This window comes from Arthrobacter sp. R3-55, from assembly GCF_054161505.1.
Genome location: NZ_CP096423.1, coordinates 288,731 through 301,865, shown reverse-complemented (window position 1 = coordinate 301,865; position 13,135 = coordinate 288,731). Strand labels below are relative to the sequence as shown.

General features: G+C 65.7%; 13 protein-coding genes and 1 riboswitch. Of the genes, 7 read left to right on the top strand and 6 right to left on the bottom strand.

The features are described from left to right. The first annotated feature begins 73 nt into the window (after nt 1-73). The 3 genes from M1D51_RS01525 (at nt 74) to M1D51_RS01515 (ending at nt 1,921) form a co-directional block, all read left to right on the top strand. Nucleotides 74-739: a maleylpyruvate isomerase family mycothiol-dependent enzyme gene (locus tag M1D51_RS01525; RefSeq protein ID WP_458108268.1), complete on the top strand. Its 666-nt coding sequence runs from the start codon at nt 74-76 to the stop codon at nt 737-739. 47 nt (nt 740-786) lie between these two features. Then, nucleotides 787-1,545 (top strand): alpha/beta fold hydrolase, encoded by a 759-nt coding sequence (locus M1D51_RS01520; RefSeq protein WP_458109528.1) that lies wholly within the window; start codon nt 787-789, stop codon nt 1,543-1,545. Between the two features lie 112 nt (nt 1,546-1,657). Further along, nucleotides 1,658-1,921 carry a DUF6480 family protein gene (locus M1D51_RS01515; RefSeq protein ID WP_458108267.1) on the top strand — a complete coding sequence of 88 codons (264 nt, stop codon included), beginning with the start codon at nt 1,658-1,660 and terminating at the stop codon, nt 1,919-1,921. Nucleotides 1,922-1,955: 34 nt separating this feature from the next. Here the strand turns inward: M1D51_RS01515 and M1D51_RS01510 are convergent, their stop codons facing one another. Then, nucleotides 1,956-3,020 carry an ATP-dependent DNA ligase gene (locus M1D51_RS01510; RefSeq protein WP_172325684.1) on the bottom strand — a complete coding sequence of 355 codons (1,065 nt, stop codon included), beginning with the start codon at nt 3,018-3,020 and terminating at the stop codon, nt 1,956-1,958. Between the two features lie 246 nt (nt 3,021-3,266). Then, nucleotides 3,267-3,411, top strand: a riboswitch (cyclic di-AMP (ydaO/yuaA leader). A 2-nt stretch (nt 3,412-3,413) separates the two neighbouring features. Between M1D51_RS01510 and M1D51_RS01505 the strand changes: the two genes are divergently transcribed. Further along, a complete protein-coding gene (locus M1D51_RS01505) occupies nt 3,414-4,763 on the top strand; it encodes a hypothetical protein (RefSeq protein WP_458108266.1) in 1,350 nt (449 codons plus the stop codon). Between the two features lie 199 nt (nt 4,764-4,962). On the opposite strand, the gene M1D51_RS01500 is transcribed toward M1D51_RS01505, so the two are convergent. Continuing rightward, on the bottom strand, nt 4,963-6,177 hold the full coding sequence (locus M1D51_RS01500; protein WP_458108265.1) for a PucR family transcriptional regulator: 1,215 nt from the start codon (nt 6,175-6,177) through the stop codon (nt 4,963-4,965). 210 nt (nt 6,178-6,387) lie between these two features. On the opposite strand from M1D51_RS01500, the gene ald reads away from it, so the two are divergent. Further along, nucleotides 6,388-7,506: an alanine dehydrogenase gene (gene ald / locus M1D51_RS01495; RefSeq protein ID WP_026548484.1), complete on the top strand. Its 1,119-nt coding sequence runs from the start codon at nt 6,388-6,390 to the stop codon at nt 7,504-7,506. 129 nt (nt 7,507-7,635) lie between these two features. On the opposite strand, the gene M1D51_RS01490 is transcribed toward ald, so the two are convergent. From M1D51_RS01490 to M1D51_RS01480, 3 genes are all read right to left on the bottom strand, one after another. After that, on the bottom strand, nt 7,636-8,511 hold the full coding sequence (locus tag M1D51_RS01490) for a hypothetical protein (RefSeq protein ID WP_458108264.1): 876 nt from the start codon (nt 8,509-8,511) through the stop codon (nt 7,636-7,638). Continuing rightward, nucleotides 8,508-9,059 (bottom strand): RNA polymerase sigma factor, encoded by a 552-nt coding sequence (locus M1D51_RS01485; protein WP_458108263.1) that lies wholly within the window; start codon nt 9,057-9,059, stop codon nt 8,508-8,510. The genes M1D51_RS01490 and M1D51_RS01485 overlap by 4 nt, the downstream gene beginning before the upstream one ends. 88 nt (nt 9,060-9,147) lie before the next feature. Then, nucleotides 9,148-9,879, bottom strand: a complete 732-nt coding sequence (locus tag M1D51_RS01480; protein WP_458108262.1) for a hypothetical protein — start codon at nt 9,877-9,879, stop codon at nt 9,148-9,150. 297 nt (nt 9,880-10,176) lie between these two features. Between M1D51_RS01480 and M1D51_RS01475 the strand changes: the two genes are divergently transcribed. Both M1D51_RS01475 and M1D51_RS01470 read left to right on the top strand, forming a co-directional pair. Beyond that, the gene (locus tag M1D51_RS01475; RefSeq protein ID WP_458108261.1) at nt 10,177-11,379 is read left to right on the top strand and encodes a WXG100 family type VII secretion target; all 1,203 of its coding nucleotides are present in this window, start codon (nt 10,177-10,179) and stop codon (nt 11,377-11,379) included. A gap of 33 nt (nt 11,380-11,412) precedes the next feature. After that, a complete protein-coding gene (locus M1D51_RS01470) occupies nt 11,413-11,895 on the top strand; it encodes a hypothetical protein (protein ID WP_458108260.1) in 483 nt (160 codons plus the stop codon). Here the strand turns inward: M1D51_RS01470 and M1D51_RS01465 are convergent. Beyond that, on the bottom strand, nt 11,879-12,925 hold the full coding sequence (locus M1D51_RS01465) for a Gfo/Idh/MocA family protein (RefSeq protein WP_458108259.1): 1,047 nt from the start codon (nt 12,923-12,925) through the stop codon (nt 11,879-11,881). The genes M1D51_RS01470 and M1D51_RS01465 overlap by 17 nt on opposite strands. Nucleotides 12,926-13,135 lie beyond the last annotated feature (210 nt).

Below are 13,135 nucleotides of genomic sequence, written 5' to 3'. Positions count from 1 at the left end.
TGACTCAGGGGAAACGCGGACGGTACACGGCTTCCCGGAACCGCCGGGGCCGGAGAGCGCCACGGACCGGGCCATGGGGTTCAATAGCGGTATGGCTCTGACCTCCCCTTCCGTTGTGTGGCCCGTAGTGCATGAGGAACGCCGTGCCCTGATCCGGGATCTTGAACCGCTCCAGCCCTCCCAGTGGAAGACGCCCTCGCTGTGCCCTGGCTGGGACGTCCATGATGTACTGGCACACGTGATCGACAGCGCCAAGACCACTCGCCTCGGTTTCATTCGCCGGATGTTGGCCGCCCGGATGGATTTCGACCGCGACAACGCCGTGGGAGTCGAGCGCGAAAGAGCCCTCGACCCCGCCAAGCCCTTGGTCCAGTTGCAGGCTGTGGCTTCCCGGACATCGGGTCCGCCTGCAGGACTGGCCACCCGGCTGGTGGAAGCTTTCGTCCACGGGGAGGACATCCGCCGCCCGCTGGGGCTGCGCCGTCACTACCCGGCAGCTCATGTCGCCACAGCCCTCCACTACCAGGTGCGCACCACCACCAAGATGGGCGGAGGCAAAGAGGTGGCCGAGGGCTGGCGCCTGGTGGCTACTGACGCATCCTTTGATCACGGGGAGGGTCCCACTGTTGAGGGTTCGGCAATGGCCCTGCTGCTTGCCGTGTCCGGGCGTCCGATCGGGCACGCCGAAGTGAGCGGGCCGGGGGCTCCAGTGTTCCTGCAACGCGTGGGCACCCAGTGAACCCGCGCGCCAAGGCAGCAACCCTGCAGTCCGCCGACGTCGACGTCATGGGCCTGACGGGACGGATTCTCTGGGCCGAAGGCACGCCTCCCCCGGAACCGGGCGCAGAGCCCCGGAACGAGCCTGCGTACATCCTGATTCATGGCATTGGGGTATCGCACAGATATTTGGCACGGTTGCATGCAGTCCTGGCCGCGAGTGCACCTGTCTACTCGCTTGACCTGCCCGGTTTTGCCGGTACGCCCAAGCCTGGGCGCCAGCTGTCCGTGGAGGATTACGGCGCGTACATTGCGGAGACACTTAAGACTTGCGGCATCGAGTCCTACGTGCTGGTGGGGCACTCGATGGGAGTGCAGTTTGCCATTGAAGCGGCCTTGCATGCTCCGGAGCAGATCAGTCAGTTGGTGCTGATGGGTCCGGTGGTGGATTCCCGGCACAAGAACGTTCGCCGGCAGTCCTTGGCCCTGTTCCTGGACGGATTGCTCCGGGAGAGCCCATCGTCCAACTGGATCGTCATCTCTGATTACTTCAAGTGTGGTCCACGCTGGTACCTCACGGAGCTTCCCGTCATGATGGGTTACCCCACGGAGAAACGGCTGGCCGGAGTACAGGTGCCGGTACTGATTCTGCGTGGAAGCCGTGACCATGTGGCAGGGCCAGACTGGGCGCTGCGGTTATCGCGGGTAGTCGCGCAGGGTCGTTTGGTGGAAATCCCTGGGGTGGGGCACGTGGCGCAACACATGCGTCCCCAAGCTGTGGCCGAGGCCATTAGGAGCTTCGTCGCCGCCACGTCGCCAAACCGCTAAGTATCAACGCACGACGCCGGCGCCCGGCTTGCGCCCGCTTGTTGAGTCAGCTGCTCCCGGCTAGGCTGACAAAGCAAGCGCATTAGTAAGTTTGCTTACGAAAGGGCTGATCGTGACCGACAAAGACTCGAATGAACAAACCCAGGGCTTCGGCGCAAGCGGCGCAACCGGGCCGTTTGACACTACGGCCGATGCCGACAGCATCCACGAGGACCCCGACATGCGCCAGGACGAGGACGAGGATCCCGCAGCCTCCGCCAACCCCGACCCCCTCGACGGCAACGTCACGGGCTTGGAACCCGGCGGCGGGGTACCCCCGGGAGAAACGCCGCCGGCCGAGGGCAGCATGAGCAGCGACCAAGGGCACGAAGAGTAACCAGCTGCCACGGCTCAACGTCCAGGCAGTACGGCTACGGCAACCTCAGGATCTCGCCGAGATCGTACGCAACCGGTTCCTCCAACTGTGAGTACGTGCAACTCTCGGGGGTCCTGTCCGGCCGCCACCTGCGAAATTGGGTGGTGTGCCGGAACCGGTCCCCCTCCATGTAGTCGTAAGCCACCTCGATCACCAGTTCGGGGCGCAGGGGGACGAAGGAGAAATCCTTGCCTGCGCTCCACCGGCTTTGGGCGCCGGGCATGCGCGAACCCCCGGCAGACTCATCCTGCTTGGCCCACTCGCCCCACGGGTGCTCACCGAGGTCCACTTGGTAGGGCTCAAGCTCAGCCACCAGGGCCTCTCGCTTGGCCATGGGGAACGATGCCACCACTCCTACGTGATGCAGCCGACCAGTGTCGTCGTGGAGGCCGAGCAGCATGGAACCAACTACTTTTGCGGTCTTATGCCAGCGGAAACCTGCCACCACGCAATCCGCAGTGCGCTCATGCTTGGTCTTGAACATCACCCGCTTGTTGGGCTGGTACGCACCATCCAGCGGCTTGGACAGCACGCCGTCCAGGCCCGCGCCCTCGAGTTGCACGAACCACTCCTGCGCCCGTTGAAGGTCAGTTACAGCAGGAGTCACATAGACGGGCGGCTTGGCCTTGGCGAGCGCACTTTCCAGGATGGCCCGACGCTCGGAGAATGGCTTATCCATGAGGTTCTCGTCGCCGAGCGCGAGGATATCGAACGCAACCAGGGACGCAGGAGTCTTCTCGGCCAGCATCCTCACCCGGCTGTCCGCCGGATGGATCCGCTGCTGAAGCACCTCGAACTCGAGCCGCGTTCCCTCGATCAGGATGATCTCGCCGTCGATCACGCATTTGTCCGGCAGGTTCTTCCTGAGAGCCTCCACCACCTCAGGGAAGTAGCGGGTCATCGGCTTCTCGTTGCGGCTGCCAAGGATGATCTCGTCACCGTCCTTGAAGACGATGGTCCGGAACCCGTCCCACTTGGGCTCGTAGTGCCCAACATCAGGAATGGCCGGAACTGACTTGGCGAGCATGGGCGAGACGGGTGGCATCACGGGCAGGTCCATAGACAATGTCTACCTGCAGGTGCCCGCCGAAGCTAGTGTTAGGCCATGGACATCTTGCTCGTGTTGGCTGCAGTGCTTGGCGCTCCGGCCTTGCCAGCCCCGAAGCGTAGGTCATAGAACCCTGCCGCTTGGCTAGACGTACCGTCCGTTACATTAATGTGACTTTACTTTCCTGCTCATGTACCGTCGTAGGGCGACCCGTATCTCCGCTGGGCCGCTTCCGGAATGACGCCGAGCTCTGCCGCACTCCGGAATCCGCCAGACCCGCGGCAGAGGCGGGGGACCCACAAGTTCCCGGACTTTTCCAAGTCCTTGGGGTGAAGCCGCTACGGCGGCCGGACGGCCTCGTCCGAACCCGACAGCTAACCTCGAAGGCGTTGAGAGGCAACCACCATGTCCCCAACCATGGATCAGCCGCGCCGCGCCCGAACTGAAGGCGAGCGCACCAAGCCAACCGGACGCCGCCGGGCCCAACCCAGCGGATCCTCCAGCAGCGTGCAGGCAAGTACCGCTGCACCCGAAACTCCCGAAATTTCAGGCACGACGCCGGACGCCCCCACTGCGGCCATTCCCACCGTCGCGCCGCCCACCACGCGGGCGGCCGCGCGGGCAGCCGAGCGGGAGCGGGCCGCCGAGCAGGAGCAGGCCGCGCAAGCCGAAGCCCGCGTATCCACCACGCCCGGGCCTCCGACAGCCGCCATTCCGATCGTCCAGGCTCCCAAGCAGCCGGCATACCCCCAGCCCACCACCCCGGAGCCGGCCACCGCCGCCATTCCGATCGTTCAGGCCTCCGAGCAGCCGACCAACCCTCAGCCCGCGTCCGAGCCGGCCACAGCCGCCATCCCGATCGTGTCCGCAAACCCGGAGCCTGCAACCACACCCGTGACACGCGTTGCCGCGCCGACCCCCGCTTCGCCGGCCCGGGCTACATCCCCGGCCCCGGTTGCTGCGGCTGCTTCGGCATCGGCCTCACTGGCTAGCCGGAAGGACGTTCGCCAACAGTCGGGCGCTCCCACGGGTTCACGCTCCGGGCAGGGTTCACAGCCAGGGCCGGGTTCCCGGTCAGGATTGGGCGGTTCGTCGCTTACACGCGAACCCCAGGCGGTCCTGGTGAAGGCGGCTTCGGTCAAGCACATCAGCCAGCGCATGGCCGTGGTGGCGGGTGCACTCGGCCTGGTCCTGACGGCCGGCACCGTGGGGCAGGCCCTCGAGTTGCCGTTCTTCGGCCAGGAGGCACCCGCGCAGGAAGCCAGCGGCGCCGACAGGAATTCGGGTTCCGCATCGCCGGCCCCCAGCGCTTCCTACTCCAGGGCTTCTTCTCCGTCCGCCTCAGCTGCTGCGACGTCGGCGGCCGGCCAACCGGCCACGGTTCCGGAGGCACCTGCGCCAGTGTCGCCGTCGTCCGTTCCCACGCCGAAAGTTTCCTTGGCTGACCCCGTCTGGGTCCCGTCCGCAGTGCCGGCGACCATCGCTGCGGCACCGGGCACCACCAGTCCGGTCCCCACACCGCCGGCTCCGGCACCGGTTCCGAGCGATGTGCCATCGGACACCGTCACCACGCCGCCGGCCACCCCGACGCCAACAACTCCCCCGACCGTTACGCCGAGCCCCAGCCCTACTCCCACCCCCACGCAGACCACCAAGCCACGTCCCACGGGCAAGCCCACCGCGTCCACCACGCCGGCGCCCACCCAGTCTGCGCTCGACCAGATCCTTGACTCCGCAAAGGACGCCCTCAAATGAGCACCCGGCTTCCCCGCATCACCACCCACGTAGGCTGGCACAGCCGGTACTGCAGCAGCAGCCGCACAGCCACCTTCCGGCGTCGGCTGGGCCGCTGGAGCTGCCAGCGCTTGAGGCGCTCGTAGGGAACCAGGAGCAGCACACGCCAAAAAGGAGGCGGGCACCCACACCGGGTGCCCGCCTCCTTTTGGTTCAACGCTCAGATCCGCGGCCGGCCCGCCCAGCGCCGGGCCTTCAAAGCGGCGTGCAATTCGAGGCGGATTGCGCCGCTCAGCGGGTCAGCGCCAATGAGCTGGCGGATGCGGCCCAGCCTGTTGTAGATGCTGCTCCTGTGGAGGTGAAGTTTGGCGGCGACGTCCTGTACTGAACCGTCGCTGTCATACAGCAGTTCCAGGACGGGCAGGAGCTCGCCGTTCTTGTCCTGGTCCTCCAGGGTCCGGAAGTGCACTGAGCCGGTGTCATCCCAGCCGCCCGGCGCCAGGAGACGGTCGAAGAGCTGATAGACGCCCACCGTCCGGCTGTCCACGAGTTCGCCAAGGGGCTGATCGACGGCGGCCGCCTGCGCCGCAACCTTCGACTGCCGGTACGCTCCCGCGAGCTGCCGGATGACCTGGAACGGCTCGCTGATTCCCAGGATCACCCGGTCCACCTTACGGCCGGCACGCTTGGCTAGCTCCAGCTGATAGTGCACCAGTACCTGCGCATGGTCTGCCCGCCCACCGGACTCGCGGAACAGGACCACCGAGTGCGTCTCCGTTCCGGCGCTGAACAACGCGGCATTGACGCCGATGGTGGACTGCAGCGCGGCCGAGCGGTGGGTCAGGGTCGCGGCAATGGGATCGACGTCGGACCTCGCACTGTCCGCGTCCAGGATGGTCACCAGCTGCCATGGACCACGGCCTTGGATTTCCTTCCATCCGGCCACGGCAGCCACTGCGTTCGATTCGCCGCTGCAGGCCGAGAGGAACTCCTGCTCACGCCTGCGCCGGAACTCCGACTCTGCCGTGTTGGAGTCAAGGAGCAACCCCGCCAACAGGTCCAGCTCATCACGCACGCCGGGCAGTTCGGCGAGTATCGCCGTCGCACTTTGCTCTTCAAGGTCCAGCTGGACCCACAAGTAGCCCACGCGGAATCCGCGGACCAGGAGCGGCACGCAGACGCGGCCCAGCATGCCCAGTTCCTCGTTTGCGGGAACCACAACGGGGCGGACCGCTGTGGCGATGCCGTGGGACAGCTGCCAGACGCTGACATCGCCGGGGACCCGTTTGCTCAGGAGGAAGTTCACGCGGACCCGGTCGGCATGGGATTGGTTGGAGCTGTAGGCGAGGAGGACGCCGTCGAGGTCCTCCAGGGAGAGGCCGCGGCCCAGCTTCAACGCCACCCGCTCAACGATCTGCTCCACGTCTTGCTGCATCCTCCAGAGCTTACCAACAGCAGGCGACACCTGACGCTCCATGGCTCGACAAATGTCGAGTCAAATGATGCCGGATCCTTGAATTTACGGGGTTCATCGGTGCCCGCACCTTGGCGTCCATGTCGCCTGCCTCACAGCCGGATTTATTCTGGAATCACAGCCCGCAACACATTTTTCGGCCGAAGAGGCCGCTAACGATGGAGCCCACAGATGATCATCGGCGTCCCCAAAGAAATCAAGAACAACGAATTCCGCGTAGCCATCACGGCCGCAGGTGTCCACGAGTTCCGCACCCACGGACACACCGTTCTGGTTGAGCGCGGCGCAGGCCTGGGCTCGGGCATCACCGACGAGGAATACTCGATCGCCGGCGCTGAAATCGTCAATGAAGCCGACGACGTCTGGGGCCGTGCGGACATGGTCATGAAGGTCAAGGAACCCATCGCGGCCGAGTACCACCGCTTCCGCAAGGGCCTCATCCTCTTCACCTACCTGCACCTCGCCGCTGAACCGGAGCTCACCGCAGAGCTCATCAACTCCGGCGTCACGGCCATCGCTTACGAGACCGTTCAGGAGGGCCGCACCCTCCCGTTGCTCGCCCCGATGTCCGAGGTAGCAGGCCGCTTGTCCGTCGTGGTCGGCGCTTCCTCGCTCATGGCTCCCGCCGGCGGCAAGGGCGTCCTCCTGGGTGGCGTACCCGGCGTCCGCCCGGCCAAGGTAGTTGTCCTCGGCGCAGGTGTTGCCGGAACCAACGCCGCCGCCATGGCCTTGGGCCTCGGTGCCGATGTCACCATCATGGACATCAACATCAACCGGCTGCGCGAACTCGACGCCCTCTACCAGGGCCGCCTGAAGACCGTAGCCTCCAACGCCTACGAGATCGAGAAGTCAGTCATCGACGCAGATCTCGTGATCGGCTCCGTCCTGATCCCCGGTGCCAAGGCTCCCAAGCTGGTCACCAACGAGCTCGTTGCCCGCATGAAGCCGGGCTCTGTCCTGGTGGACATCGCCGTGGACCAGGGCGGCTGCTTCGAGGACACGCACCCCACCACCCACCAGGAACCGACGTACAAGGTCCACAACTCGATCTTCTACTGCGTTGCCAACATGCCTGGCGCCGTTCCGAACACTTCCACGTACGCACTGACCAACGTCACCCTGCGCTACGCCGTGGCACTGGCCAACCTGGGCGTCAAGGCCGCCTTCGACCGCGACCCCGCACTGGCTGCCGGCCTCAACATCGCCGCAGGCCACGTGGCACACCACTCCGTTTCCGAGGCGCACAACCTGCCTCTCGTCAACGACTGGCACAGCCTGGTTACCGCGTAACCATAACCGCCAAGCACGACGGCGGGGTGCGGCTTCCACACGAAGCCGCACCCCGCCGTCGTGGTTTAATCCGCGCCGAGACTGCACTTAACACTGATGTCTTGCCCCCCCAAACATAGGTGTTAGGTGTCACTTCGCAGGGAGGCTCGGGTTGCCCGGATCCGCAGGGAGGCTGGGAACCACGTGGGTGGGAGCCGGCACAGGTACGCCAGAGGGGCGGAGCTTGGCCGGATCAATGGTCGCGGGGTCCATCCCGGGCGGCGTAACAGTGACCGCTGGCTTGGGAACAGCGCCCTTCCCGGGGTCGCGGAGTGACGGATCCTGCGGTGCGTTGAGCGAGGCTCCCCCACCGGGTTGCCGATGATCCCCTGGAGCCGGGTTCCCGGAAGGATTCGGGGCAGGAGGCGCCGGCTGTCCGCGGTCCGGAACTGCGGGCGTCTCCGGAACTGTTGGCGCCGGCGTTGAACCGGCAGGGCCGCCCTGCCGGTTGGCGTCGCCGGACGGAGGAGTGAGCTTCGAGACCGCTGAGCCGATGGCTGCGCCCAGATGCTGGAAGGCACCCGGGATTCCGCCGTCGGACGCAGCCGCAGCAGAGGCACCGCCGGCCAAGGACACCACGACGGCGAGGCCGGCAATGGCCGTGCGCCGCTTTGCCCGCCGCCGCGCAGCAAGTTCGTCGGCAGGGAGGGCACCCGCACGGGCCGGGTCAGCCGCACGTGCAGGGTCTTCAACCCTGGCGAGTACCGCCGTTGGCGCGCCCGACGACGCAACGGGACCGGCCGTCGTCGTGATCTGCTGGGTGGCCGCAACCTGGCCGCGAACCATGAGCGCACGAACTGCCTCGGACGGCACGGGGGCAGTATCGGCCAGCGAACGAAGTTCCAGCAGTTCTGCGCGGAGTTCGGCGTCGCCGTCCAGGCCGGATTCGGCCAGGAAACGGTCGACTGCCTGCTGGTGCACTGCCTGCTGGTGGCTGCGTCCGCGGGGCGGAAGGTGTTCGCTCATGATGTGCCGTTCGTTCGTTGTGCACGTTTCTTCAGTGCGCCCAAGGCCCGGCGCTGCAGCTGCTTCACGGCGCCTTGGGATTTGCCCATGATGTCCGCTGTTTCCTCCACGGAAAGGTCGGCAATGACACGCAATGCCAGGACCTCCCGGTAGTCGTCAGCGAGATCGGTCAAGAGTTCCGTCACGCCCAAGCCGGAGGAGCGCCCGAAGGCCTGTTCTTCCGCCGACGGTGCTCGTCGTGAGTCCAGTTCCGATTCGTAAGGTGTGGAGTCAGGCGTCCGTTCTCGTTTGCGGTAATGGTCCACCATCCGGGCGTGGGCAATGGAGAACACCAGGGTTTTGGCACCTTGGAGGCCGCCATGGAGGGTTTCGAGCTTTGGGTAAAGGGCCAGGAAGACGTCCTGGGTGACGGCTTCCGGGTCCTCCACTCCGCGGGCCCGGAGGTAGCCAAAGACCGGCCCGGAAAGGCTGTTGTAGGCAGCCGTAAAGAGCAGTGCGGGGTCATCATGGTCCGCCTGCACATATTCGTCAGCCAAAGGGTCAAGCACCCGTGGACGCCTCCATCCCGCGTTACGAGGGCGGGGTTCCTTGCCCTAAGCCAAGGAACCCCGCCGTTAAACCGTAGCCGCTGCGTGCTTAGCGGACAGAATCCAGGGGCGCTCCCGGAGCGGCCGGAACGTCCGCCGGAACCTCGCTCGGAACCTGCGAGGGGAGTGCCGGAGCAGCAGGAGTCGCCGGGACTGCGGGGGTGGCGGGCAGCTCAGGGGCGGCCGGGGCGGCAGGCTTCGCGGGGACGGCCGGTACCGCCGGCGTTGCCGGGAGGTCGGACGTTACAGAAGCGTCGACGTCGGCCCCTGCCTTGGCCGAACCGTTCACCTTTGCGTCGGCGGCCTTGCCGGCATCGACCACTGCCTCGCAGTGCGCCTCCACCTTCGCTTCGCCGCCGGCGGCAATGGTCAGGGACTCAAAGCCCGGGACCTTGGCATCGGACTTCAGGCCACCGTTGAGGAACGCGGTGCACAAGCCGAAAGCCTCCGGGGACGTGGCGTCCTCCACTGTGGCTTTCGCGCCGGATACAGCGTCGGCAGCCCTTGCCTGACCGGCTTCTGCGGCTTCGGCGGCCTTTGCCTGCGCGGTCCCGACGGCGTCATTCGCCTTGGCGGTGGCGGTCCGGGCGGCGTCGGCTGCTTCGGCGGCCGTGCCGTCAACCGGAGCAGGGGCGCCCACAAGGTCGTGCGCGGCCTGCTGGATCCCGGTGGGGAGCGCACCGTTGAAAGCAGCTACACCGGTTCCACCGGCAGCTACAGCTCCGGCGGCCAGAACGCCCGCGGCGACTTTGCTGGTGGCGAGGACAGTGAACAAGGACATAAAACCCTCCGACAAATTCTTGGGATTGCCCCGGCAGCGGTTGGGTCGCTGCCGGATGATCAGCATGCGGACGTGGCCCGCACTCCCCTTACATCGTTTGCGGCGGCGGCGAGGTTACGCCTTGTCCACAAAAAACTTTTAGGTCACGGCGTCCCGCTCAGTTGTCCACACTGGCTAGATGTCCCCATGGCCGGGCCGGCTGCAGCCAACTATGCTCAGGAAAATGCCTGCGCCGTTGGTTGCCTGGCTTTGTATGTCACTACGTTCAGGGGATACGTGATGGGACTGGGTACCTAAATGGGACAAGGATTAGTCGGCGCGGACGTCGGAGATCTTCGGCGCTTATCGGCCGTGATGGATGCTGAAGCCGAGAAGATCACGGGTCTTCAGCGGCAACTGACCGCGATGATTCAGGACGGAACGTATTGGCGCGGAAATGACGCCGACCAGTTCCGCAGCAGGTGGCAAAGCGATCTGCACGGACGGCTGAGCGCGGCTGCGACTTGCCTTCGGAACAATGCCCGCGCACTGAAGCTCAACGCGGAGCAGCAGGAACAGGCGTCCATAGGTGGCGCGGGAGGATCCAAGGGAGGCCCCTCTGCCGGGTCCTTCAAGGGTATTCCGGGGGAGCTTGGCTTCACTTTTGATTCCACCAGCTATGGGCCGTTCACCGTTGAAGGCGAAGGCTCCATTGACAGCCAGGCAACGGGTGAGTCACACGGTTCATTTGGTCCGGGTGGGATCGACGTCGGGGGTTCCGGCGAGGCTTCCTCTGGAGGGGACATGACCTGGAAGGCGGAGTCCGAGGTAGGGCCCGTCAAGACGACTGTCACCAATGAAACCTTTGTTGGGGCCCGCGCAGAAGGCGAGTACGGGGCCAGTGTGCCATTCGGGCTCGGACTTCCCAGCGCCCACGCCACCGGCGAAGCATTCGTAGGCGCAGAGAACGTGACCACCACACGATCCGACTTCTTCGACGGATGGGTCACCAACACCTCCACCACGCGGATGATGGCAGGGGTCGAGGCCAGCGCCCACGCCAATGCCAGCAGCCCGTTCCTGTTCTCCGCGGGCGGTGAAGGCTTTGCCGGCCAAAAACTCACTATGGATAACAAGACCGAGTTCGCCGGCGGGCTGTTCTCCCTGGGGCAGGGCGGCGAATTACGCGCCGGAGCCTGGGCAAGCGCGGGCGAAGGCGAAATGAGCGTCAAGGGCGGCGAAACAACCGGCACAGCGTTCAGCGCCGGCGCCGGGGCGGAACTGACCGGAAGCCGGTACGTAGAAGTTCTGGGCCAGACGTTGACCCTTAATGCAACAGTCGCCGCCGGAGCCGGCGAGGGCCACTTCTTCACCGCTTCCATGGACGAGGACGGGCTCACTCTCGGCGCGGGTGCCAAAATCACTGCGGAGCTGGGGCTGGGAGCCGGTGGCCAGATCACCATCAGCCCGTCCGGGTTGGTGGATTCCGTGACCGGGTTCGTCGACTTCCTCAGCAAATAGCTTCCTGTACTGACAACGCACCGAAAGGGCCCCATGACCTCGCACCAGGTTTTCCCGTCCGCAGCATTCCCCGCCTACCCCACCATCAAACTCAACCCGCCGGCAGGGTGGACAGGTCAAGTGGTCCCGGACGCCGTTGGTGCCCTGATGGCCCCTGCCGCGGAAGGGCGCTACACAGCAAACGTGGTGATTTCCGTGTCGCGCCGCTTGCCCGGATACCAGCTCCAGGACATTGCCGCGTCAGTGGACTCATTCCTGGATGCCTTGCCGGATGCCGTTCTGCTGGGCACGGAACCGGTGGTGATCAACGGCCGGGATTGGCACGTACGCGAGGCACGCTACACGCGCCCGCAGGCCGGTTCCCTGGCCCAGTTCACGGCCGTCACGGTAGTACAGCAGGAAACTGCTGTTGATATCATCCAGCTGACCGGCAGCTGCCAGCCGGACGAGGGGAACCAGGACCTCAAGGCCATCTACTCGCTGGTTGCCAGCGCGGACGTTACGCCAGCGTCCTAGCCTGCTCGATCAGTTTCAGCACAGCAACCGAGCCTGCCGGATCCACCGGTAACGGAAGCGCGGACGCCGCGCCGCCGTCGTCGAGCTTGTCCGCCAGAATCCGGTAAAACTCGGGGTAGGCGCCGCGCTCAGTGGGGACCGCCGTGCGCTGCCCGTTCCGCTCCAGCGTGCCATGGTTTTGGGCCGGTTCGACGCCGTACTCGGCGTCCGTAGGCAGCCCGCCCGCCAGCACGTGGGGTTCCTGCGGGTCGGTACCGAACTTCACGAAACCGCCCTCCGTGCCCAAAACGCGGAAGCGCGGGCCGTGCAGGTGGCTGGTCAGGTTGATGCGGACGTGGCTGACCACGCCCGACTGGTGCCTGAGTGCCAGGAAGACATCATCGTCCGCTGATTCCTGGGGACGGCGGGCCTGGATTTCCGCGTAAGTGACGGTTGCTGGGCCAAAGAACTGCAGGCATAGATCCAGAACGTGGGTGCCGAGGTCGAACAGGACACCGCCGCCTTCCTCCGCCGTGGCACCGGCCTTCCAGGCTTTGGCGATCTCCGGTGCCCAGCGTTCCATCCCTACCTCGAACCGGGTTACGGAGCCCAGCGTCCCGGCGTCGAGCAGTTTCTTGACGGTAAGCGAGTCGCCGTCCCAACGCCGGTTTTGGTACACGGTGAGGACGCGGCCCAGTTGTGCGGCCAGGCTGATCAGTTCTTCGCCCTCTGCGCTGCGGACCGTGAACGGTTTATCCACCACGACGTCGAGCCCGGCTTCCAGCGCTGCCTTCGCGAGCGGGAAGTGCGTTGCGGGCGGTGTGCCCAGGACGATGAGGTCCAGCTGATCGGCGAGGGCCAGGATGTCCTCGGGCGTGTTGACAATGGTGGCGTGCGGATAGCGAGCTTTTGCTTTCGCCTGCCGTCCGGCATCGGAGGTGGCAATGACGGCTAGTTCGTAGGCGGGGTTGGCGGCGATGAAGGGCGCGTGAAAGACGCTCCCCGAAAGGCCAAAACCTGCGACGGCGGTACGGATCGGCTGGGAAGTCATGACCCTAGGCTACCGATCCTCTCTCACGTAATAGCCCTTTCACGCCAACCCTCTATCACCGGGTGATAGAGCGTGCGGCTCAAGCACGCGGGAGGTGAGAGAGCGTGCGGCTCAAGCCCGCGGGACGTGATAGAGCGTGCGGCTCAAGCACGCGGGAGGTGATAGAGCGTGCGGGTGAGGGACGGCGAAGGCCGGGAACCTCCGCGAACC